19 protein-coding genes are annotated in these 19,671 nt (G+C 71.4%); 14 read left to right on the top strand and 5 right to left on the bottom strand.

Translation table 11 applies throughout. The features are described from left to right. The first annotated feature begins 163 nt into the window (after positions 1-163). Positions 164-2,323, top strand: a complete 2,160-nt coding sequence (locus QDS12_RS16110; RefSeq protein WP_279880715.1) for a DEAD/DEAH box helicase — start codon at positions 164-166, stop codon at positions 2,321-2,323. A gap of 69 nt (positions 2,324-2,392) precedes the next feature. Here the strand turns inward: QDS12_RS16110 and QDS12_RS16105 are convergent, their stop codons facing one another. After that, positions 2,393-2,920, bottom strand: a complete 528-nt coding sequence (locus tag QDS12_RS16105; protein ID WP_279880713.1) for a DUF1697 domain-containing protein — start codon at positions 2,918-2,920, stop codon at positions 2,393-2,395. Continuing rightward, on the bottom strand, positions 2,917-3,801 hold the full coding sequence (locus QDS12_RS16100; protein ID WP_279880711.1) for a RecB family exonuclease: 885 nt from the start codon (positions 3,799-3,801) through the stop codon (positions 2,917-2,919). Before QDS12_RS16100 ends, QDS12_RS16105 begins: the two co-directional genes overlap by 4 nt. A 92-nt stretch (positions 3,802-3,893) precedes the next feature. Between QDS12_RS16100 and QDS12_RS16095 the strand changes: the two genes are divergently transcribed. The 5 genes from QDS12_RS16095 to QDS12_RS16075 all read left to right on the top strand — a co-directional run bounded on the left by QDS12_RS16095 (position 3,894) and on the right by QDS12_RS16075 (position 9,649). Continuing rightward, complete coding sequence (locus QDS12_RS16095) at positions 3,894-5,054, top strand: site-2 protease family protein (protein WP_279880709.1); 1,161 nt, start codon at positions 3,894-3,896, stop codon at positions 5,052-5,054. An 11-nt stretch (positions 5,055-5,065) separates the two neighbouring features. Next, positions 5,066-6,043 carry a tRNA (adenine-N1)-methyltransferase gene (locus QDS12_RS16090; RefSeq protein ID WP_279880707.1) on the top strand — a complete coding sequence of 326 codons (978 nt, stop codon included), beginning with the start codon at positions 5,066-5,068 and terminating at the stop codon, positions 6,041-6,043. 132 nt (positions 6,044-6,175) lie between these two features. Next, positions 6,176-7,942: a proteasome ATPase gene (arc, locus tag QDS12_RS16085; protein ID WP_279880705.1), complete on the top strand. Its 1,767-nt coding sequence runs from the start codon at positions 6,176-6,178 to the stop codon at positions 7,940-7,942. An 82-nt stretch (positions 7,943-8,024) separates the two neighbouring features. Next, entirely contained in the window at positions 8,025-8,210 is a 186-nt protein-coding gene (locus tag QDS12_RS16080; protein ID WP_279880704.1) for a hypothetical protein, read from the top strand. Between the two features lie 35 nt (positions 8,211-8,245). Next, complete coding sequence (locus QDS12_RS16075; RefSeq protein ID WP_279880703.1) at positions 8,246-9,649, top strand: pyridoxal-dependent decarboxylase; 1,404 nt, start codon at positions 8,246-8,248, stop codon at positions 9,647-9,649. A gap of 14 nt (positions 9,650-9,663) precedes the next feature. On the opposite strand, the gene QDS12_RS16070 is transcribed toward QDS12_RS16075, so the two are convergent. The 3 genes from QDS12_RS16070 to QDS12_RS16060 are packed head-to-tail and all read right to left on the bottom strand — an operon-like array spanning position 9,664 to position 11,591. Next, on the bottom strand, positions 9,664-10,251 hold the full coding sequence (locus QDS12_RS16070; protein ID WP_279880702.1) for a GNAT family N-acetyltransferase: 588 nt from the start codon (positions 10,249-10,251) through the stop codon (positions 9,664-9,666). 13 nt (positions 10,252-10,264) lie between these two features. Further along, complete coding sequence (locus tag QDS12_RS16065; RefSeq protein ID WP_279880701.1) at positions 10,265-10,735, bottom strand: YbaK/EbsC family protein; 471 nt, start codon at positions 10,733-10,735, stop codon at positions 10,265-10,267. Between the two features lie 25 nt (positions 10,736-10,760). Beyond that, positions 10,761-11,591 carry a DUF1206 domain-containing protein gene (locus QDS12_RS16060; RefSeq protein ID WP_279880700.1) on the bottom strand — a complete coding sequence of 277 codons (831 nt, stop codon included), beginning with the start codon at positions 11,589-11,591 and terminating at the stop codon, positions 10,761-10,763. 106 nt (positions 11,592-11,697) lie between these two features. On the opposite strand from QDS12_RS16060, the gene dop reads away from it, so the two are divergent. The 8 genes from dop (at position 11,698) to QDS12_RS16020 (ending at position 19,648) form a co-directional block, all read left to right on the top strand. Continuing rightward, positions 11,698-13,212 (top strand): depupylase/deamidase Dop, encoded by a 1,515-nt coding sequence (gene dop / locus QDS12_RS16055; RefSeq protein ID WP_279880699.1) that lies wholly within the window; start codon positions 11,698-11,700, stop codon positions 13,210-13,212. 26 nt (positions 13,213-13,238) lie between these two features. Next, positions 13,239-13,436: a ubiquitin-like protein Pup gene (locus QDS12_RS16050; RefSeq protein WP_279880698.1), complete on the top strand. Its 198-nt coding sequence runs from the start codon at positions 13,239-13,241 to the stop codon at positions 13,434-13,436. 3 nt (positions 13,437-13,439) lie between these two features. Continuing rightward, positions 13,440-14,279 (top strand): proteasome subunit beta, encoded by an 840-nt coding sequence (gene prcB / locus QDS12_RS16045; RefSeq protein ID WP_279880697.1) that lies wholly within the window; start codon positions 13,440-13,442, stop codon positions 14,277-14,279. Beyond that, complete coding sequence (prcA, locus tag QDS12_RS16040) at positions 14,279-15,109, top strand: proteasome subunit alpha (protein ID WP_279880696.1); 831 nt, start codon at positions 14,279-14,281, stop codon at positions 15,107-15,109. Before prcB ends, prcA begins: the two co-directional genes overlap by 1 nt. A gap of 75 nt (positions 15,110-15,184) precedes the next feature. After that, entirely contained in the window at positions 15,185-16,546 is a 1,362-nt protein-coding gene (pafA, locus tag QDS12_RS16035; RefSeq protein ID WP_279880695.1) for a Pup--protein ligase, read from the top strand. Positions 16,547-16,683: 137 nt separating this feature from the next. Beyond that, a complete protein-coding gene (locus QDS12_RS16030) occupies positions 16,684-17,676 on the top strand; it encodes an FKBP-type peptidyl-prolyl cis-trans isomerase (RefSeq protein WP_279880694.1) in 993 nt (330 codons plus the stop codon). Positions 17,677-17,696: 20 nt separating this feature from the next. After that, positions 17,697-18,653, top strand: a complete 957-nt coding sequence (locus QDS12_RS16025; RefSeq protein WP_279880693.1) for a WYL domain-containing protein — start codon at positions 17,697-17,699, stop codon at positions 18,651-18,653. Continuing rightward, the gene (locus QDS12_RS16020) at positions 18,650-19,648 is read left to right on the top strand and encodes a WYL domain-containing protein (protein ID WP_279880692.1); all 999 of its coding nucleotides are present in this window, start codon (positions 18,650-18,652) and stop codon (positions 19,646-19,648) included. Before QDS12_RS16025 ends, QDS12_RS16020 begins: the two co-directional genes overlap by 4 nt. Positions 19,649-19,671 lie beyond the last annotated feature (23 nt).

Genomic DNA, 19,671 nt, shown 5'->3' with positions numbered 1-19,671 from the left:
CCCGACCAGGGGCTCACAAGGCCAGGAGCCGCGTTCTCGCGGCCGCTCGTCGGGACCATTGCTCGACAGCCCGCACGGGCGACGTCGTCGCGAGGAGTTCGGACCCCGTCGACGACGGGACAACGCAGACGTCACGCGTTCGCGTGACACAGGAGGAGTTCGCTTGGCCGCTCAGGGTCAGCGCCAGTCCGGCCGTACGCGGTCCGGCCAAGGCCGTCAGGCACAGGGCCGCGGCCGGCGCCAGCACGACGACGCCGGTCTCATCCCCGTGCTCGCCAAGGCGGTGCGCGAGGTCGAGTCCGGGGTGCAGCGCGGTCGCTCGGAGCGCACGCGGTTCCAGGTCGTCGCGCTGCTGGTCCGCGAGGAGCGCGCCCGGCTCAAGGCCGACCCCGACCTCTCCGAGAACTCACGTGCCGCCGAGCTGAAGCGGCTCGACGGCATCGCGAGCATCCTCGCCCAGACGGCGGCGCGTGACACCTCTCTGTTCGCGCTGCTCGCGGAGGACGCGGAGCAGACCGACGGGACGGTGCGGCTCAAGCGCGAGCTCCAGCTCGCCGCCGGGCTCGAGCCGGACCCGGAGCCCCGGGAGCCGGTCAGGCAGTTCTCGTCCGTCGTACGGACCGAGCGCCAGGTGGTGCCGCAGTCGGTGGCGCGCGCCCAGCTCATCACCCCGTTCATGGCGCCCGACTTCACGGCCGCCCCGCCGCGCGCCGAGTCCCGCCGCCTCGTCGGGTGGGAGCTCATCGGCCCTCTGCTCAACTCCTTCGAGCACCCGGCTCCCGGCGTCTCCTCGTGCATGGAGCTGCCGACCTCGCGCCCGTCCGTCCTGCTCCCGCCCGGGATGTCGCTCATGGGCCACCAGTCGCAGCTGATCGCCTCGGTGGCCGAGGGACACCGCACGTTCCTGCTGGCGGACGAGCCGGGCCTCGGCAAGACGGCCCAGTCGCTGCTCGCCGCCCAGGCGGCCGACGCGTACCCCCTCCTCGTCGTCGTGCCCAACGTCGTCAAGACCAACTGGGCCCGCGAGGCGAGCCGCTGGACGCCCACCAAGACCGTCAGCGTGGTGCACGGCGACGGCGACGACGTCGACGGGTTCGCCGACATCATCGTGCTCAACTACGAGATCCTCGACCGCCACGTCGGGTGGATCGGCGACCACGGCTTCCGCGGGATGATCGTCGACGAGGCGCACTTCATCAAGAACAAGAAATCTCAGCGCTCCCAGCACGTGCTCGAGATCGCCGAGCGGGTCCGCCAGCGGGTGGCCCGGCCGCTCATGATGGCGCTGACCGGGACGCCGCTCATCAACGACGTCGAGGACTTCCTGACGATCTGGCAGTTCCTCGGCTGGGTCACCGACAAGTCGCCGCGGCCGGCGTTGATGGCGAAGCTCGAGGAGACGGGGATGACACCCGCCGACTTCGGCTTCTACCCCGCCGCCCGCCAGGCGGTCGTCGACATGGGCATCGTGCGCCGTCGCAAGGTCGACGTCGCCGCCGACATCCCCGCCCGGCGCATCGCCGACCTGCCCGTCGAGCTCGACGACGCCGACAGCCGCTCCATCAAGTCCGCGGAGCGCGAGCTCGCCGTCCGTCTGGTCAAGCGCTACGACTCCGCGATCGAGGCACGCCGGGAGCACCGGGGCGTCGAGGTCGACGGCATCGACCACGAGCTCGTACGGCGGGTCGCCGGCTGGGAGCTCTCCGACGGCGACGACTCGACGGCCGGCGACAACATCTTCGCCATGGTGCGCCGCATCGGCCAGGCCAAGGCCGGGCTGGCCGCCGACTACGCGGCCCAGCTCGTCCGCAGCGCCGGCAAGGTGGTGTTCTTCGCCAAGCACCTCGACGTCATGGATGCCGCCGGCGCGGTCTTCGCCAAGCGCGACATCCGCTACACCGAGATCCGTGGCGACCAGAGCTCCTCGGCGCGGACGAAGGCCATCGACGCGTTCGTCAAGGACCCCGAGGTCGGCGTGATCGTCTGCTCGCTCACGGCTGCCGGCGTCGGCATCAACCTCCAGGTGGCGTCCGACGTCGTCCTCGCCGAGCTCTCGTGGACCGACGCAGAGCAGACCCAGGCGATCGACCGCGTCCACCGCATCGGCCAGACCGAGCCCGTCACCGCCTGGCGGATCATCGCCGCCCAGACGATCGACGCCCGGATCGCCGAGCTCATCGACAGCAAGGCCGGCCTGGCCGCCGTGGCGCTCGACGGTGCGACCGAGGAGCAGGTCACCACGACCGACATCCGGCTCGAGGCGCTCGTCACCCTGCTCACCGAGGCGCTCGTGGCCCGGGGGGACGCCTCCGCCGAGCGGTGAGCCATCAACCGTTGGTGCGGGCGGTTCGGTTGACCACTCACCGCCCACCCGGCGCAAAACGAAAAAGACCTACGACGCCATCTCGATCAGCGTGCGGACGGTGTTGAGGTTGCGCGCGGTGGTCGGGATCTTGCCGAGCGCCCGCAACAGCTGGGCGTCCTTGAGCTGGGCCCGGCCGGCGCCGGCGGCGTAGCGCAGGTGCAGCTCGCGTCCGACGACCTGCCACCGGTCGTCGCCTGTGGGTACGGCGGCCGCTGCCTCCACCGCCTCCGCGGTCGGGGCGGACAGCATGAAGGAGATGTAGGAGTACTTCGGCTCGAGCACCTCGAAGGGATGGGCGTCGAGCGCGGCGACCATCTCGTCGCGGGTCCGCGAGATGGCCTCGCGGAAGTAGCCGAACCGCTCCTGGATCGTCGACTCGAGGGCCCGGTCGAACGCGTCCGGGTCGCCGGGCACGTCGGCGACGAGGTTGCCCGAGGCGATGTAGGTCGCGACGTCGCTCGCGCCGAGGTCGGCGGCGATCGCCTTGAGGTCGCTCATCGGCAGCTTGGCGCCGCCCACGTTGACGGCCCGGATGAGGACCACCCGTCGGGTCACGGCGCCGGCGCCGGGTTCGCGCTCGCGAGCGCCGCGGTCGCAGAGGGCAGCGGGGGAGGTGTACCGCCGAACGCCGGACACAGGCTCTGGTGCGAGCACCAGGCGCAGAGCCGGCCGGGGTTGGGGCGCCAGTCGCCGGACTCCTGAGCGCGCCGGATGGCCTCCCAGATGGCCTCCACCTTGCGCTCGGTCGCGCGCAGGTCGCCCTCGTCCGGCTGGTAGCGCAGGATCTCGCCGTTGCCGAGGTAGATCAGCTGCAGCATCGTCGGTACGACGCCACGGGTCCGCCACAGCACGAGGGCGTAGATCTTGAGCTGGAACAGCGCCTTGGCCTCGAACATCTCGCCGGGGGACCGGCCGCTCTTGTAGTCGACGATCCGGACCTCGCCGGTCGGCGCGATGTCGAGACGGTCGATGAAGCCCCGGAGCAGCAGCTTGGAGTCGAGCACGGCCTCGACGTAGAGCTCGCGCTCCGCCGGCTCGAGCCTGGTCGGGTCCTCGAGCGTGAAGTAGCGCTCGATCACGTCGCGGCACGAGGCCAGCCAGCGGCCGAGCTCGTCGGCCTCGCCGAAGAGCTCGGCGATCTCGGGCTCCGCCTCCCGCAGGCCGTCCCAGGCCGGCCTCAGCAGGTCGTGCGCCCTGACGACGGTCCGGTCGGCGGCCGGCAGGTCGAAGAGCTCCTCGAGCACCTTGTGCACCACCGTGCCGCGGACCGCGTCCACCGAGGGCGGCTCCGGGAGCTTGTCGATGGTGCGGAAGCGGTAGAGCAGCGGGCAGGCGAGGAAGTCGCCGGCCCGGCTCGGCGAGAGAGCGCCCAGCACGTCGACGCCGTCCACCGGGGTGGACAGCTCCTCGGCGGGGGAGACGCTCGTGGTGCTCATGACCAGCACCCTAGGCGAGCCCGGGGACAACCGAGCGCAACCGGCTCGGGGTGTGCCGGGTCCGGCGGTCGTCGTCCCGATAGGCTCGCTGCGTGTCGTCGCCCTCCCAGATGCCCGGGCCGGGCTCCGAGCCCACGCCGCGCCCGCCGGGCACGTTCAAGGTCGGCACGCTCGCCGGCGCCGACGTCCTGGTGTCGAGCTCGTGGTTCCTGGTCGCCGGGATGATCGCGATCCTCGTCGCCCCACGTGTCGACGAGGTCGAGCCGGGCCTCGGCGCGTGGAAGTACGTCGCCGGGCTCGCGTTCGCCGTCATCCTCTACGGCTCCGTGCTGCTGCACGAGGCGTCGCACGCCGCCGTGGCCCGCCACTACGGCTACCCGGTCAGCTCCATCACCATCCACTTCCTCGGCGGCGCCACCGCGATCGAGGGCGAGGCACGCCGGCCGCGCGAGGAGTTCTGGATCGCGGTCGTCGGCCCACTCACGTCGCTGGCCATCGGGGGAGTGGGCGTCGCGCTGCACGCCCTCGAGCCCACCGGGCTCCTGCTGATGGCGGTCGAGGGCCTCGCCTGGGCCAACCTGTTCGTCGGCGTCCTCAACCTGGTGCCCGGCCTGCCGCTCGACGGCGGCCGGGTCCTCAAGTCGGCCGTCTGGGGGATCACCCGCAACGTCCACCGCGGCACGATCGCCGCCGGCTGGATGGGGCGCGTCGTGGCCGTGCTCGTCCTGTTCTGGCCGATGTTCCAGAGCGACGTCCTCGGCTGGCGGGTCGGCATCTTCGACTACGTCTTCGCGTTCATCGTCGCCATGTTCCTGTGGAGCGGAGCGTCCGCGGCCATGGCGTCCGCACGGCTCCGGAGCCGGCTGCCGATGCTGGTGGCACGCAAGCTGGCCCGGCGTACGCTCGCCGTCCCGGACGACCTGCCGCTGGCCGAGGCCGTACGCCGTGCCCAGGAGGCGCAGGCCGGCAGCATCGTGACCGTCACCAGCGACGGACGGCCGGTGGGCGTCGTCAACGAGGCCGCGCTGCTCGCGACCCCGGAGGACCGGCGGCCGTGGGTCGCCACGTCGAGCGTGGCTCGCACGCTGACCGCCGGCCTGGCCCTCCCCGCCGACATCGACGGCGAGCAGCTCATCCAGGCGATCACCCAGACACCGGCCGCGGAGTACCTGCTCATCGAGCCCGACGGCTCGATCTACGGGGTGCTGTCGACGGCCGACGTGGATGCGGCATTCCGCGCCGGCGGCAACTAGATTCCGGGGTCATGCCGGAGACCCCTGACACGCCAGGCGCGACGAGCGACGTCCCCCAGGAGGCGTGGTCGGGCGTCCACCGCGGCCCGCTGCGGGCCGGCGAGTGGGTCCGGCTGACCGACGCCAAGGGACGCAAGCACAACTTCGAGCTCGTCCCCGGCAAGCGGTTCTTCTCCAACAAGGGCCACCTCGACCACGACGAGCTCATCGGCCGTGAGGAGGGCTTCACGGTCACGTCCTCGGTCGGCGGGGAGTACCTCGTCTTCCGCCCGCTGCTCAGCGAGTTCGTCGTGTCCATGCCGCGGGGCGCGGCCGTGGTGTACCCGAAGGACGCCGCCCAGATCGTCGCGCTGGCCGACATCTTCCCGGGTGCGCACGTCGTCGAGGCCGGCGTCGGCTCCGGCGCGCTCACCTGCTCCCTGGTCCGCGCGGTCGGGCCCTACGGCCGGGTCCTGTCGTTCGAGCGGCGCGAGGAGTTCGCCGACGTCGCCCGCAAGAACGTCACCCAGTTCTTCGGTGCCGAGCCGCCGTCTTGGACGCTCACGCTCGGCGATCTCGCCGAGGAGCTGCCCGCGACCGGGGCGCGGTGCGACCGGCTGATCCTCGACATGCTGGCGCCGTGGGAGTGTGTCGACGCGGCGGGCGACGCGCTGCGCGCCGGCGGCATCCTGTGCGCGTACGTCGCCACGACGACCCAGCTCTCCCGGTTCGTCGAGACCGTCCGCGTCCACGGCGGCTTCACCGAGCCGCAGGCCTGGGAGTCGCTCGTGCGCGACTGGCACGTGGAGGGCCTCGCGGTCCGGCCCGGCCACAAGATGATCGGGCACACCGCCTTCCTCGTGACCGCCCGGCGACTCGCGCCTGGGGAGCGGCCCCCGCGCAAGACCCGGCGCCCGGCGCCGGGCGCCTACGGCCCGGACTACACCGGACCCCGGCCGGCGGACGCCCCGGTCGCCGTACCGCCGCCGGACGAGACGCCGGAGGACTGATCACCGGTGACGTGGGTACCTCAGCCTTCCGGCTGATCCCGGCCCGTGTCCGAATGGTGACGACACTGCGGAATCTCCACTTCCGTAGCCCTCGCCCGCGGGTAGGGTCGAGGTGCACAGGAGGTGGCGCAGATGTCGACATCCGATGGTTTCTCTGCAGCGAGCGGGCGTGACCGCCACGAGCTGGAGGGTCAGGTGCGGTTCCTCGAGGCCGAGGTCCGCGACCTGAGGCAGCGCCTGGGCGAGGTGCCCGGGCAGTCCCGTGGGCTCGAGCTCCGGCTCGCCGACGCACAACGCTCGCTCGCGGCCGTGACGGCCCAGAACGACCGGCTGGCCCAGACCTTGCGCGAGGCGCGCGACCAGATCCTGAAGCTCAAGGAGGAGGTCGACCGGCTCGCCCAGCCGCCGGCCGGCTTCGGCACGTTCATCGCCCGCAACGACGACGACACGATCGACGTGTTCACCGGCGGACGCAAGCTGCGGGTCAACGTCTCTCCCAACGTCGACCTGGACGCTCTCCACCGCGGCCAGGAGGTCATGCTCAACGAGGCGCTCAACGTCGTCGACGCGCTCGACTACGAGACGGTCGGCGAGGTCGTGATGCTCAAGGAGCTCCTCGCCGACGGCGAGCGTGCGCTCGTCATCGCCAACGCCGACGAGGAGCGCGTCGTGCGGCTGGCGAAGCCGCTGCTCGACGACCCGCTGCGCGCCGGCGACTCACTGCTGCTGGAGCCGCGCTCGGGCTATGTCTACGAGAAGGTCCCGAAGTCGGAGGTCGAGGAGCTCGTCCTCGAGGAGGTCCCCGACATCGCCTACGAGTCGATCGGTGGCCTCGGCAACCAGATCGAGGCGATCCAGGACGCGGTCGAGCTTCCCTACCTCTACCCGGAGCTCTTCAAGGAGCACCAGCTCAAGCCGCCCAAGGGCGTGCTGCTCTACGGTCCTCCGGGCTGCGGCAAGACGCTCATCGCCAAGGCGGTCGCCAACTCGCTGGCCAAGAAGGTCGCCGAGCGCACGGGCGCCGAGGGGAAGTCCTACTTCCTCAACATCAAGGGCCCCGAGCTCCTCAACAAGTACGTCGGCGAGACGGAGCGGCACATCCGCCTGGTGTTCCAGCGGGCGCGTGAGAAGGCGTCCGCCGGCACGCCCGTGATCGTGTTCTTCGACGAGATGGACTCGCTGTTCCGCACCCGCGGCACGGGCGTGTCCTCCGACGTGGAGAACACGATCGTCCCCCAGCTGCTGTCGGAGATCGATGGCGTCGAGGCGCTGGAGAACGTCCTGGTCATCGGCGCCTCCAACCGCGAGGACATGATCGACCCGGCCATCCTGCGTCCCGGGCGCCTCGACGTGAAGATCAAGATCGAGCGTCCCGACGCCGAGGGCGCCCGCGACATCTTCAGCAAGTACCTCACGTCCGACCTGCCGCTGCACCCCGACGACCTCACCGAGTTCGGCGGCTCCACCCAGGCGACCGTCGAGGCCATGATCCGGGCGACCGTCGAGCGGATGTACCAGGAGTCCGAGGAGAACCGCTTCCTCGAGGTCACCTACGCCAACGGCGACAAGGAGGTCCTCTACTTCAAGGACTTCAACTCGGGCGCGATGATCCAGAACATCGTCGACCGGGCGAAGAAGATGGCGATCAAGGCCTTCCTCGACGCCGACGCCGACGACAGCCAGAAGGGCCTGCGCGTCAGCCACCTGCTGCAGGCCTGCGTCGACGAGTTCAAGGAGAACGAGGACCTGCCCAACACGACCAACCCCGACGACTGGGCCCGCATCTCCGGCAAGAAGGGCGAGCGGATCGTCTTCATCCGCACCCTCATCACCGGCAAGCAGGGCACCGAGCCGGGTCGGTCGATCGACACCGTCTCCAACACCGGGCAGTACCTCTAGCCCACGCCGAACCACCCGAAAACGGTGGCTCCTGCGCACGCGCGCCGGAGCAGGATGAGCCATTCCGGCCCAGGAGGCAGCCATGTGGTTCATCGGGATGTTCATCATCATCAGCGCCGTCTTCGCGTTCCTCGCGTGGAGGATGGATCAGAAGCACAAGACGTCGGTCGACATGGGCTACCACGCCGGCGTCGACAAGCAGATCGCCGAGACGGTGTTCGGCGACGACCGGTGGGACCGCGGCCCGGGCGGCGAGCTGCGGCCATGACGCCGATGCGCGCGACGTCCTGACGCGTGGCCGGCGTGGACCCGCGAGCCGACGCTCTGGAGCGCGCCCACCGGCACGCCGTGGACTGGCTGTCGTCGCTCGTCAAGCGCCCGGTCCCGCCCTCGGCGACCGCCGACGAGGTGGCCGACGCGCTCGGCCGCGAGCTTCCGGACGGCCCCACCGACCCGGGTGAGGTCGTCGACCTGATGGCCGGCGCCTGCGAGGCCGGCCTCACGGCGATGCCGTCGGGTCGGTTCTACGGGATGGTCATCGGCGGCAGCGCCCCCGCCGCGCTCGCGGCGGACTGGCTGGTCGCCGCCTGGGACCAGAACAGCGCGATGCGAGCTCTGACACCGGCGACCGCAGCCCTCGAGGAGGTCGCGGCCGCGTGGCTGCTCGACCTCCTCGGCCTCCCCGCCGACGCCGCGGTCGGGTTCCCGACGAGCGCGACCACGGCGAACCTGACCTGCCTGCTCGCCGCGCGCGACCGGGTGCTGCGCGAGGCCGGATGGGACGCGGCCACCCAGGGCCTGACCGGTGCGCCGCGGGTGCGGGTGCTGGTGGGCGCCGAGGTGCACGAGAGCGTGCTCTACGCGCTGCGCTACCTCGGGCTCGGCGCCCCGGAGACGGTTCCGGCCGACCGGCAGGGCAGGCTCGACCCGGACGCCCTCGTCGCCGCCCTGCGCCCGGGCGAGCCGACGATCGTCGTCCTCCAGGCGGGCAACGTCCACTCCGGCGCCTTCGACCCGTTCGGTCCGGCGATCGCGGCCGCGCAGGCAGCGGGCGCCTGGGTGCACGTGGACGGCGCGTTCGGGCTGTTCGCCGCGGCGGCGCCGAGCCTGCGGCACCTGACCGCCGGGATGGAGGACGCCGACTCGTGGACGACCGACGCGCACAAGACGCTCAACGTCCCCTACGACTGCGGGATCGCTGTCGTGCGCGACGCCGCGGCGCTCCGCGCGGTGACCGGCAAGACGGGTGACTACCTGCCGTTCGGGGCCGTCGCCGAGCCGACCGACCGCGTCCCCGAGCTCTCCCGCCGGGCGCGCGGCGTCCCGGTCTGGGCGGTGCTCCGCTCGCTGGGGCGCAGCGGCGTCGCTGACCTGCTCGAGGGGTTCTGCCGCCACGCGTCGCTGACCTGCTCGAGGGGTTCTGCCGCCACGCGTCCCGGTTCGCCGACGGCATCCGCACGCTCCCGGGTGCCGAGATCCTCAACAACGTCGTCTACACGCAGGTGTGCGTGGCGTTCGGCGACGACGAGCGGACGCAGGCCGTCACCCGGGCGGTCCTCGCCGACGGCACGGCTTGGATGTCCGGCTCGCGCTGGCGCGGCCGTGCGGTCCTCCGGGTCTCGGTCAGCAACTGGTCCACCACCGACGACGACGTACGCCGGGCCCTGGACGCCCTCACCCGAGCGGCTGCGTCCGTCTGAGCCGTGAGGGCGCCGCCGCGGTCACAGCGCGCGGCCGAGCAGCAGGCTGCCCGCGTCCTCGACCAGGGTCTCGAACCCGAGGTGCCGGTAGAAGCCGATCGCGCGCTCGTTGGCGCGGGCGACGCCCAGATGGACCCCGCGCGCGCCCTCCACCGCGAAGCGGGCCAGGATCCGGTCCATCAGCAGCCGGCCGACGCCACCGCCCTGCGCCCGGGGGAGCAGGTCGATGTGGAGGTGGGCGGGGTAGGCGCTCACGACCCGGTCCGGCGCGAGCGGGGGATCGTGGATGAGCCGCCGCAGCCGGTCGTCGGGGGACCGTACGTGTGCGCCCGGGTCCGGGTGGGTGGCTCGCAGTGCCGGCCACCAGCCGGCCTCGCAGGCGGCCTCGAACGCCCTGGTGTCGGCGGCCCCGAGGACGTAGCCCGCGACGCCCTGCTCGTCCACGGCGACGTAGCCGAGACCCTCGGGGAGCGCGAGGTAGGGGCCGGCGTAGACGGCCCCCAGCAGGACCGGGTCCGTGTAGAGCGGCGTGGCGTCGGCGCCGGAGTCGCCCGTGCGCAGGCAGATGTCGTAGCAGTCAGCCCGGTCCTCCGGTCCCGCCTCACGCATCCGGAGCGCCACCTCAGGCCGCCTCGGTCACGTCCGCCACCGTCGCGCCGAGCGCCTCCAACAGCTCGCCGGCGTCGACGGTGAGTCCCACGCCGTGGGCGCCCCCGCCGATCGAGATCGTGCCCGCGACCAGCGTGTCGGCGACCACCGGCCAGCTCGTCGAGGCGCCCAGCGGCGTGATGGTGCCGCGCTCGTAGCCGGTCACCTCGAGCGCGACGTCGGCGGGCGGCATGGACAGCCGGTTCACGCCGAGCAGCGCGCGCAGCTTCGGCCAGGCGATCTCGCGCCCGCCCGGCACGAGGACGAACCGGTAGTCGCCGTCGGACACGCGGACGACCATCGTCTTGACCAGCTGGCGCGGCTCGATCCCGCGCGCAGCCGCGGCCTCCTCCAGGGACCTGACCGGTCCGTGGCGGGTCACCTCGAAGGAGAGCCCGAGCTGCTCGGCCGCGGCGGCCGCCCGGGCCGCGCCATCACTCGTCATGCCGCCAGTCTGCCGGGCCGTGCCGTCAGACGTCGCGCAGGAACCACACCTTCGCCATGTTGAACACGCCGAAACAGGCCAGCCCGATGGCCACCGCCAGGAGCAGGTAGGGGCCCGCGGGCGCGTCGCGCAGGGTCGTGAGCGCCTCGTCCAGACCGCCCGACTTCTTCGGGTCGTGGGTCGCGGCCGCCCACACGACGAGTCCACCGACGATGCCGAAGGCGATCCCGCGGGCGACGTACCCGGTCCGGGCCAGGGTCGAGATGACCTTGCCGGCGGTACCCGTCCGCCCGTCCACGTCGATCTGCTTGCGCCAGAAGTCGGTGAAGCCGCCGATGATGCTGCAGATGCCGTAGACCACGAGGCCGACCCCGATCGCACCGACCAGGAAGGGGCCGTACGGCAGGTCGAGCACCTTCGCCGTGAACCCTTCCTCGCGGGAGCTGCTCGACCCGCTGGAGCCCGCGCCGTTCACGGCGATCCTGGCGGCGGTGAAGCCGAGGGCGCCGAAGACGACGGCGCGACCGGCGGACGCGGCCCGGCCACCGACCCTCTTCAGCCCGTGCTGGTCGCGGTGGCCGCCGATCGTCTGGCACAGCTCCCACACGACCAGCGCCGCGAACCCACCCGCGACGATCCAGAGGAGCACACCGCCGAGCGGCTGCTGCGACAGCTGTGCGAGCGCACCCTGGCCCGAGACCGACTCGTCGGGCCTCCCGAAGGCGAGCTGCACCGTGAGCCACGCGATCAGCAGGTAGACGAGCCCGTAGCCCGCGAATCCGAGCCGCGCGGTCCACGCGATCGCCGGGTGGTCCTTGGCATCGTCGGCCGCCTGCGTGGCCACCCTGCTGGTCATGTTCGTCATCGCCCCTCCGGGCTCTCGATACCCGCTCGGACCTCCGACGACACGTCGCTCCGGCGACAGGCGCTTCCGGCCACCTCGGCGGCGTAGGCTCGATCGCATGAGCGTGCGACGGGTGATGGGGACCGAGGTCGAGTACGGCATCTCGGTGCAGGGCCAGCCGCTGGCCAACCCGATGGTCGCCTCGTCCCAGGTGGTCAACGCCTACGCGAGCGCCACCCTCAAGGCGCGCCGGGCCCGCTGGGACTTCGAGGAGGAGTCGCCGCTGCGCGATGCGCGCGGGTTCGACATGTCGCGCAGCGTCGCCGACCCCAGCCAGCTCACCGACGAGGACCTCGGGCTCGCGAACGTCATCCTGACCAACGGCGCCAGGCTCTACGTCGACCACGCCCACCCGGAGTACTCCACGCCGGAGGTCACCACACCGCTCGACGCGGTGCGGTTCGACAAGGCGGGGGAGCGGATCATGCTCGACGCGACCAGGCTCGCGCTGCAGCTGCCGACCGCACCGGCGATCACGCTCTACAAGAACAACACCGACAACAAGGGCGCCTCCTACGGCGCCCACGAGAACTACCTCATGCGGCGCTCGACCCCGTTCGCCGACATCGTCAAGCACCTGACGCCGTTCTTCGTGAGCCGCCAGGTCATCACCGGCGCCGGCCGGGTCGGGATCGGCCAGGACGGCCGCCGGCACGGGTTCCAGATCAGCCAGCGCGCGGACTTCTTCGAGGTCGAGGTCGGCCTGGAGACGACGTTGAAGCGGCCGATCATCAACACCCGCGACGAGCCGCACGCCGACCCGGACAAGTACCGCCGGCTGCACGTGATCATCGGCGACGCGAACCTCGCCGAGATCTCGACGTACCTCAAGATCGGCACCACGTCCCTGGTGCTCGCCATGATCGAGGACCGCTTCCTCGGCCGCGACCTGAGTGTCGACGGACCGGTCGCCGCCCTCCGCGCCGTCTCGCACGACGCGTCGCTGAAGCAGACGGTCACTCTCCACGACGGCCGGAGGCTGACCGGCGTGCAGCTGCAGCTGGAGTACCTCGACCTGGCGAAGAAGTACGTCGAGGACCGCTACGGCTCCGACGCCGACCCGCAGACCGTCGACGTGCTGGCGCGCTGGGAGTCGGTGCTCGACCGGCTCGAGCGAGACCCGATGCTGTGCGCCTCCGAGCTGGACTGGGTCGCCAAGCTCAAGCTGCTCGAGTCCTACCGCGACCGCGACGGACTCGACTGGGACGACGCCAAGCTGCACCTCATCGACCTGCAGTACTCCGACATCCGGCCCGAGAAAGGCCTCTACCACCGGCTGGTCAAGGCCGGCCGGATCGAGCGGCTGCTCGACGAGGAGCTCGTCGAGGTGGCCAAGCACGAGCCGCCGACCGACACGCGCGCCTACTTCCGCGGCCGCTGCCTCGAGAAGTACGCCGCCAACGTCGCCGCCGCCTCGTGGGACTCGGTGATCTTCGACCTGCCCGGCCGAGAGTCGCTCCAGCGGGTGCCGACCATCGACCCGCTGCGCGGCAGCAAGGCGCACGTCGGCGAGCTTCTCGACCGCTGCGACACGGCGACCGATCTCTTCGCGGCCCTGACCGCGGGTGCCTAGCGCTAGGAATGGGTAGGGTCTGAGGCATGGCACAGGAGCAGAAGCAGCCCCGCAAGGCCAACGAGGAGGTGGAGGAGGTCGAGACCTCCTCCGAGACCGACCTGGCCGAGCGCAAGGAGTCGCTGGACGCCGACGTCGACGACATCCTCGACGAGATCGACGACGTGCTGGAGACGAACGCCGAGGACTTCGTGAAGTCGTTCATCCAGAAGGGCGGGGAGTAGCAGTTGAGCGACTCCCGCATCCCGGTCAGCTACATGGCGCCGGGCACGTCGTCCTTTGCCGACTTCCTCGCGGCCGAGGCCCCGGACCTTCTTCCTGGGCGTCGTGAGATGCCTTCCGGGAGCGCCGCCGATCTCGCCCCGCACGGCACGACCATCGTCGCGGCCACCTTCGACGGCGGCGTCGTCATGGCCGGCGACCGCCGGGCGACGATGGGCAACGTCATCGCCCAGCGCGACATCCAGAAGGTCTTCCCGGCCGACGAGTACTCGGCCGTGGGCATCGCCGGCGCCGCCGGCCTCGCGGTCGAGATGGTGCGGCTCTTCCAGACCGAGCTCGAGCACTACGAGAAGATCGAGGGCACCACGCTGTCGCTGGACGGCAAGGCCAACCGCCTCGCGGCGCTCATCCGGGGCAACCTCGGCATGGCGATGCAGGGCCTGGCCGTCGTACCGCTCTTCGCGGGGTTCGACCTCGACAAGGGGCTGGGCCGGATCTTCTCCTACGACGTCACCGGCGGCCGCTACGAGGAGACGTCGTTCCACTCGGTGGGCTCCGGCTCGATGTTCGCCCGGGGGGCGCTGAAGAAGCTCTACCGCGACGACCTCTCCGAGGGCACCGCCGTGGAGGCTGTCGTGCAGGCGCTCTACGACGCCGCCGACGACGACTCCGCGACCGGCGGGCCCGACCTCGCCCGGCGGATCTTCCCTGTCGTCCATGTCATCACCGCCGCCGGCGGGCGCCGGATCTCCGACGCCGACGTCGCCACGGTGGCCGACCGCGTGGTGGCCGGCCGGATGACCAGGCCCGACGGGCCGCGCGCGGAGCTGGAGGGTGGTCGCTGATGTCGACTCCGTTCTACGTCAGCCCTGAGCAGCTGATGAAGGACCGGGCGGACTTCGCCCGGAAGGGGATCTCGCGCGGCCGCTCGGTCGTGGCCGTGCAGTTCGCCGACGGGATCCTGTTCGCCTCCGAGAACCCGTCTGCCGCGCTCCACAAGGTCAGCGAGATCTACGACCGGATCGCGTTCGCGGCCGTCGGGCGCTACAACGAGTTCGAGAACCTGCGCATCGCCGGCGTCCGGCTCGCCGACATGCGCGGCTACGCCTACGACCGGCGCGACGTCACCGGACGTGGCCTCGCCAACGCCTACGCCCAGACCCTGGGCACGATCTTCTCCAGCGGCGGCGAGAAGCCCTACGAGGTGGAGATCTTCGTCGGCGAGATCGGCGACGACGCCGCTGACGACCAGCTCTACCGGCTCACCTACGACGGCCAGGTCGCCGACGAGCACGGGTACGCCGTCATGGGCGGTGCCGCCGACGTGGTCGCCGGCTACCTGCGCGAGCACTACATGCCGGGGCTCGACCTCTCGGCCGCGCTCCGACTCGCCGTCGATGCGCTGGGACACTCCGAGGCCGGCACCAACGGCGGCTCCGTCGACCGGGTGATCGAGGTCAGCGACCTCGAGGTCGCCGTGCTCGACCGCACGCGGAGCCAGCCGCGGAAGTTCCTGCGCCTGGTCCCGGCCCGGCTCGAGCCGCTCCTCGGCGAGCGCTCGCTACCGCCCGCGGAGGCGCCGGAGGAGCAGGCGCCGACCGAGGCCGGCCAGGACTCGCCGCTCGCTCCGCCCACCGGCGGGGGCGACGAGCCGCCCGTCGCGCCGCCGGGCTGAGACGTCCCTGGGACCGTCCCGACTCGTGATCGGAACGTCACACCATGGCGTTGGTCACGGGACTAGGGTGAGTCCATGGACCGCCGGATCTTCGGGATAGAGAACGAGTACGGCGTCACCTGCACGTTCCGCGGGCAGCGCCGGCTCAGTCCTGACGAGGTCGCGCGCTACCTGTTCCGGAAGGTCGTCAGCTGGGGTCGGTCCAGCAACGTCTTCCTCCGCAACGGCGCCCGGCTCTACCTCGACGTCGGCAGCCATCCGGAGTACGCGACCCCGGAGTGCGACGACGTGGCCGAGGTGGTCACCCACGACAAGGCGGGGGAGCGGGTCCTCGAGGGGCTCCTCCTCGACGCCGAGCAGCGGCTGCACGACGAGGGGATCGCCGGCGAGATCTACCTGTTCAAGAACAACACCGACTCGGCCGGCAACTCCTACGGCTGCCACGAGAACTACCTGGTCAGCCGCGCGGGCGAGTTCAGCCGGCTCGCCGACATCCTGATCCCGTTCCTGGTGACCCGCCAGATCATCGTCGGCGCCGGCAAGATCACGCAGACGCCGCGCGGGGCGTCGTACTCGGTCTCGCAGCGCGCGGAGCACATCTGGGAGGGCGTCTCGTCCGCCACGACGCGGTCGCGGCCGATCATCAACACGCGCGACGAGCCGCACGCCGACGCGGAGAAGTACCGCCGCCTGCACGTCATCGTCGGCGACTCCAACATGTCCGAGACGACCACCATGCTCAAGATCGCCTCCTGCGACCTCGTGCTGCGGATGATCGAGGAGGGCGTGGTGATGCGCGACCTCACCATGGAGAACCCGATCCGGGCCATCCGCGAGATCGCCCACGACACCTCGGGCAGCCGCAAGGTGCGCCTCGCGAACGGCCGGGAGGCGAGCGCGCTCGACATCCAGAAGGAGTACCTCACCAAGGCGCGCGACTTCGTCGACCGGCGCCAGATCTCCACCCCCGTGATCGAGCAGGCGCTCGACCTGTGGGAGCGCGGGCTCAAGGCCGTCGAGTCGGATGACCTCTCGCTGGTCGAGCGCGAGATCGACTGGGTGATCAAGTGGAAGCTGATCGACCGCTACCGCGCCAAGCACGGCCTGCCGTTGAGCCACCCGCGGGTCGCGCAGCTCGACCTCGCCTACCACGACATCCACCGTGGCCGCGGGCTCTACTACCTGCTCGAGCGCAAGGGTGCCGTCGCCCGCGTCACCACCGACCTCAGGATCTTCGAGGCCAAGTCGGTGCCGCCGCAGACGACCCGCGCCCGGCTGCGCGGCGAGTTCATCAAGCGGGCCCAGGAGCGGCGCCGCGACTTCACGGTCGACTGGGTGCACCTCAAGCTCAACGACCAGGCGCAGCGGACCGTGCTGTGCAAGGACCCGTTCCGGGCCTACGACGAGCGGGTGCAGCGGCTGATCGACGGCATGTGACCGGCCGTATCGCCGGTCGAGCCTGTCGAGACGCACCCGGTGAGTCCTGGTCAGCGTTCCTTCAGGATCGACTTGTAGGGTGGCGCACGCTGTTCCCCTTGGTGTCCCGTACCTCCGCGCTGAAGAAGGCTTGAACCGTGCTCCGACGCGTCCCGCGCCCGCTCGCCCTGATCGTCACCACCCTCCTGGCCACCAGCCTCGCCGCCTGCGGCGGCGAGAAGTCCACCGGCCTCGGCGACAAGACCGTCGAGGGCTGGGACGCCGCCAAGGTCTCCGGTGCCGTCGGCACGGCACCCAAGGTCGACTGGAAGGGCAAGATGGACACGGTCGCCAAGCCCGAGACCAGGACCCTGACCGAGGGGAACGGCCCGGCCGTCGCCCAGGGCGGCAAGGTCTGGGGCTACATCTGGATCGGCAACGGCTTCACCGCGAAGCAGGCCTACAGCGACTACGACAACAAGCAGCCCGAGGAGCTGACGGCCGACTCCAAGACCCTCAGCCCGGTCTTCGCGAAGATGCTCACCGGCACCAACGTCGGGTCGCGCGTCGCCGCGATCGCCAACGCCAAGGACATCTTCGGCGACGGCGGCAACCCCACGCTGGGCGTCGCCAACGAGGACCCGCTGCTGATCGTGGTCGACCTCGTCGCACCGGCCGTCGACAAGCCGACCGACACCACCGACCGCTCGAAGCTGCCGAAGCTCAAGCCCACCCCGGGCAAGCCCACCGTGCCGGCCGCCATGGACTTCACCGGCGTGCCGAAGCCCACCCAGAACAGCGCCTTCCTCCGCACCACGCTCAAGCAGGGCACCGGCACGACCGTCACCTCCGACATGACGGTCAAGGTGAACTACCTCGGCATGGTCTACGGCGCCAAGAAGCCGTTCGACGAGAGCTACACCAAGCAGCCGGCCCAGTTCGGACTCGGCCAGGTGGTCAAGGGCTGGACCTACGGCCTCACCGGCGTGAAGGTCGGCAGCCGCGTCCTGCTGCAGATCCCGCCACTGCTCGGCTACGGCGCCCAGGCGCAGTCGGGGATCCCGGCCAACAGCACGCTCTACTTCGTCGTCGACGTGCTCAGCGCGACCAAGGCGTCCCCGTCCGCGTCGGCCTCGCCGTCGGCCCAGTAAGAGCGTCGGCAGGAGGCACGATGTCGGCGCAGAAGACCGAGCGGCTGATGAACCTGCTCATCATGCTGCTCGTGCAGAAGCGCTACGTCACCAAGGAGCGCATCCGCGACATCCTCTACGCGGACTCCTCGGACGAGGCGTTCGAGAAGATGTTCGAGCGCGACAAGGAGGAGCTGCGCAGCCTCGGCGTCCCGATCGAGGTCGGCACCACCGACCCGCTCTTCGAGGACGACCCGGGCTACCGGATCAGCCCCTCCGAGTTCGCGCTGCCCGACATCAACCTCACCGCCGACGAGGCCTCGGTGGTCGCCCTGGCCACGAAGGTCTGGGAGCACGCCCGGCTCGCCGAGGCGACCAGCGAGGCGGTCCGCAAGCTGTCCGCCGCCGGCGCCGAGCTCGACGTGACCGCCCTCGACCTGGTCCAGCCCCGGCTCGGGGCCGACGAGCCGTCGTTCGACATCTTCCTCGAGGCCGCGCTCGAGCACGCGCCGGTCGTGTTCGACTACCAGCGGGGGAGCCACGCGCCCGAGAGGCGCCACGTGCAGCCGTGGGGCGTCGTGCGCTCCTCGGGGCGCTGGTACGTCGTCGGGTTCGACACCGACCGCGACGACGAGCGCGTCTTCCGGCTCTCCCGGGTGCGGGGCGAGGTGCGCCGCGACGGCGCGCCGGGCTCCTACGACATCCCCGACGGCACCGACGTCCGGGCGATCGCGGGGCGGCTCGCCCCCGAGCGCACGGAGCTGCACGCCGTACTGCTCCTCCGGCCGGGCACCGGCCTCCCGCTGCGTCGCGGTGCCGACACCGTCGAGACCGGCGTGAGCGGTCCCGACGGCCAGGCGTGGGACCGCGTCGTGCTCACCCGGGCGACCGTCGACCTCGCCGCCGAGGTGCTGTCCTACGGCCCCGACGCCTACGTCGTGGAGCCCGGCGAGCTGCGCGACGCGGTCGTCGCCCGTCTGGACGGAGTCCTCTCATGAGCGTGCGCCAGCCGGTGCAGGGCGCGCGCGAGCAGGTCGCCCGCCTGCTCGCCCTCGTGCCCTACCTGCACGCCCACGACCAGGTGCGTCTCGACGAGGCCGCCGCCGCGTTCGGCGTCACCGAGCGCCAGCTCGTGAAGGACCTCAGGGTCCTCTTCATGTGCGGCCTCCCCGGCGGCTACCCCGACGACCTCATCGACGTCGACATCGACGCCCTCGAGGACCCCGAGGGAGACCGCGTCATCCGGGTGACCAACGCCGACTACCTCTCGCGGCCGCTGCGGCTGACGCCGACCGAGGCGACCGCCGTCATCGTCGCGTTGCGCGCGCTGCGCAGCGGTGCGACCAGCGACGCGACCCGAGAGGTCGTGGACCGCGCGCTGGCCAAGCTGGAGCAGGCGGCCGCCGAGGGTACGTCGACCCCGCTGGTCGACCCCGGCGACGCACCGGACGCGGCCCTGCTCGAGCTCCGTGCACGGCTCCAGGACGCCGTCGGCCGGCAACGCCAGGTCGGGCTCGTCTACTACGTCCCGTCGCGTGACGAGGAGTCCGTCCGCGTCGTCGACCCGCGCGGTCTCGTCGAGGAGGCCGGCTCGATCTACCTCGACGCCTGGTGCCACCTGGCGGAGGCACCCCGCTGGTTCCGGCTCGACCGGATCCGGTCCGCGGAGGTGCTCGACAGCATGGTGACGACGACCGAAGGGCCGCGGGAGCTCGCCCCGGGGATCTTCACGCAGGAGGAGGACGTCGCGCTGGTGACGCTCGACGTCGCCCCGGCTGCGTACTGGATCACCGAGTACTACCCGGTCGAGGCGGTCCGCCCAGGCAAGGCGGGCCACCACCAGGTCGACCTGCTCGTCGCCGACGCGCGCTGGCTGACCCGACTGCTGCTCCGACTGGCGCCCTACGCCCGCGTGATCGCCCCGTCGACGTACGCCGAGGCGTTCGCCGCGCGGGCCCGGGAGACCCGGGCGCTCTACGGTTCCGTCGAGTAGCATGGACTTGCTTTCATCAACCC

The sequence above is a fragment of the Nocardioides sp. CER19 genome, from assembly GCF_029846275.1.
Lineage (GTDB): Bacteria > Actinomycetota > Actinomycetes > Propionibacteriales > Nocardioidaceae > Nocardioides.
The sequence above is the reverse complement of the archived record's forward strand: the minus strand, read 5'-3'. Positions and strand labels throughout refer to the sequence as shown.

Coding starts and splice junctions, on each gene's coding strand:
- QDS12_RS16100 (WP_279880711.1), bottom strand. CDS start 3,801: ATGAGCACCACGAGCGTCTCCCCCGCCGAGGAGCTGTCCACCCCGGTG.
- QDS12_RS16090 (WP_279880707.1), top strand. CDS start 5,066: ATGCCGGAGACCCCTGACACGCCAGGCGCGACGAGCGACGTCCCCCAG.
- arc (WP_279880705.1), top strand. CDS start 6,176: ATGTCGACATCCGATGGTTTCTCTGCAGCGAGCGGGCGTGACCGCCAC.
- QDS12_RS16080 (WP_279880704.1), top strand. CDS start 8,025: ATGTGGTTCATCGGGATGTTCATCATCATCAGCGCCGTCTTCGCGTTC.
- QDS12_RS16070 (WP_279880702.1), bottom strand. CDS start 10,251: ATGCGTGAGGCGGGACCGGAGGACCGGGCTGACTGCTACGACATCTGC.
- QDS12_RS16065 (WP_279880701.1), bottom strand. CDS start 10,735: ATGACGAGTGATGGCGCGGCCCGGGCGGCCGCCGCGGCCGAGCAGCTC.
- QDS12_RS16060 (WP_279880700.1), bottom strand. CDS start 11,591: ATGACCAGCAGGGTGGCCACGCAGGCGGCCGACGATGCCAAGGACCAC.
- dop (WP_279880699.1), top strand. CDS start 11,698: ATGAGCGTGCGACGGGTGATGGGGACCGAGGTCGAGTACGGCATCTCG.
- QDS12_RS16050 (WP_279880698.1), top strand. CDS start 13,239: ATGGCACAGGAGCAGAAGCAGCCCCGCAAGGCCAACGAGGAGGTGGAG.
- prcA (WP_279880696.1), top strand. CDS start 14,279: ATGTCGACTCCGTTCTACGTCAGCCCTGAGCAGCTGATGAAGGACCGG.
- pafA (WP_279880695.1), top strand. CDS start 15,185: ATGGACCGCCGGATCTTCGGGATAGAGAACGAGTACGGCGTCACCTGC.
- QDS12_RS16025 (WP_279880693.1), top strand. CDS start 17,697: ATGTCGGCGCAGAAGACCGAGCGGCTGATGAACCTGCTCATCATGCTG.
- QDS12_RS16020 (WP_279880692.1), top strand. CDS start 18,650: ATGAGCGTGCGCCAGCCGGTGCAGGGCGCGCGCGAGCAGGTCGCCCGC.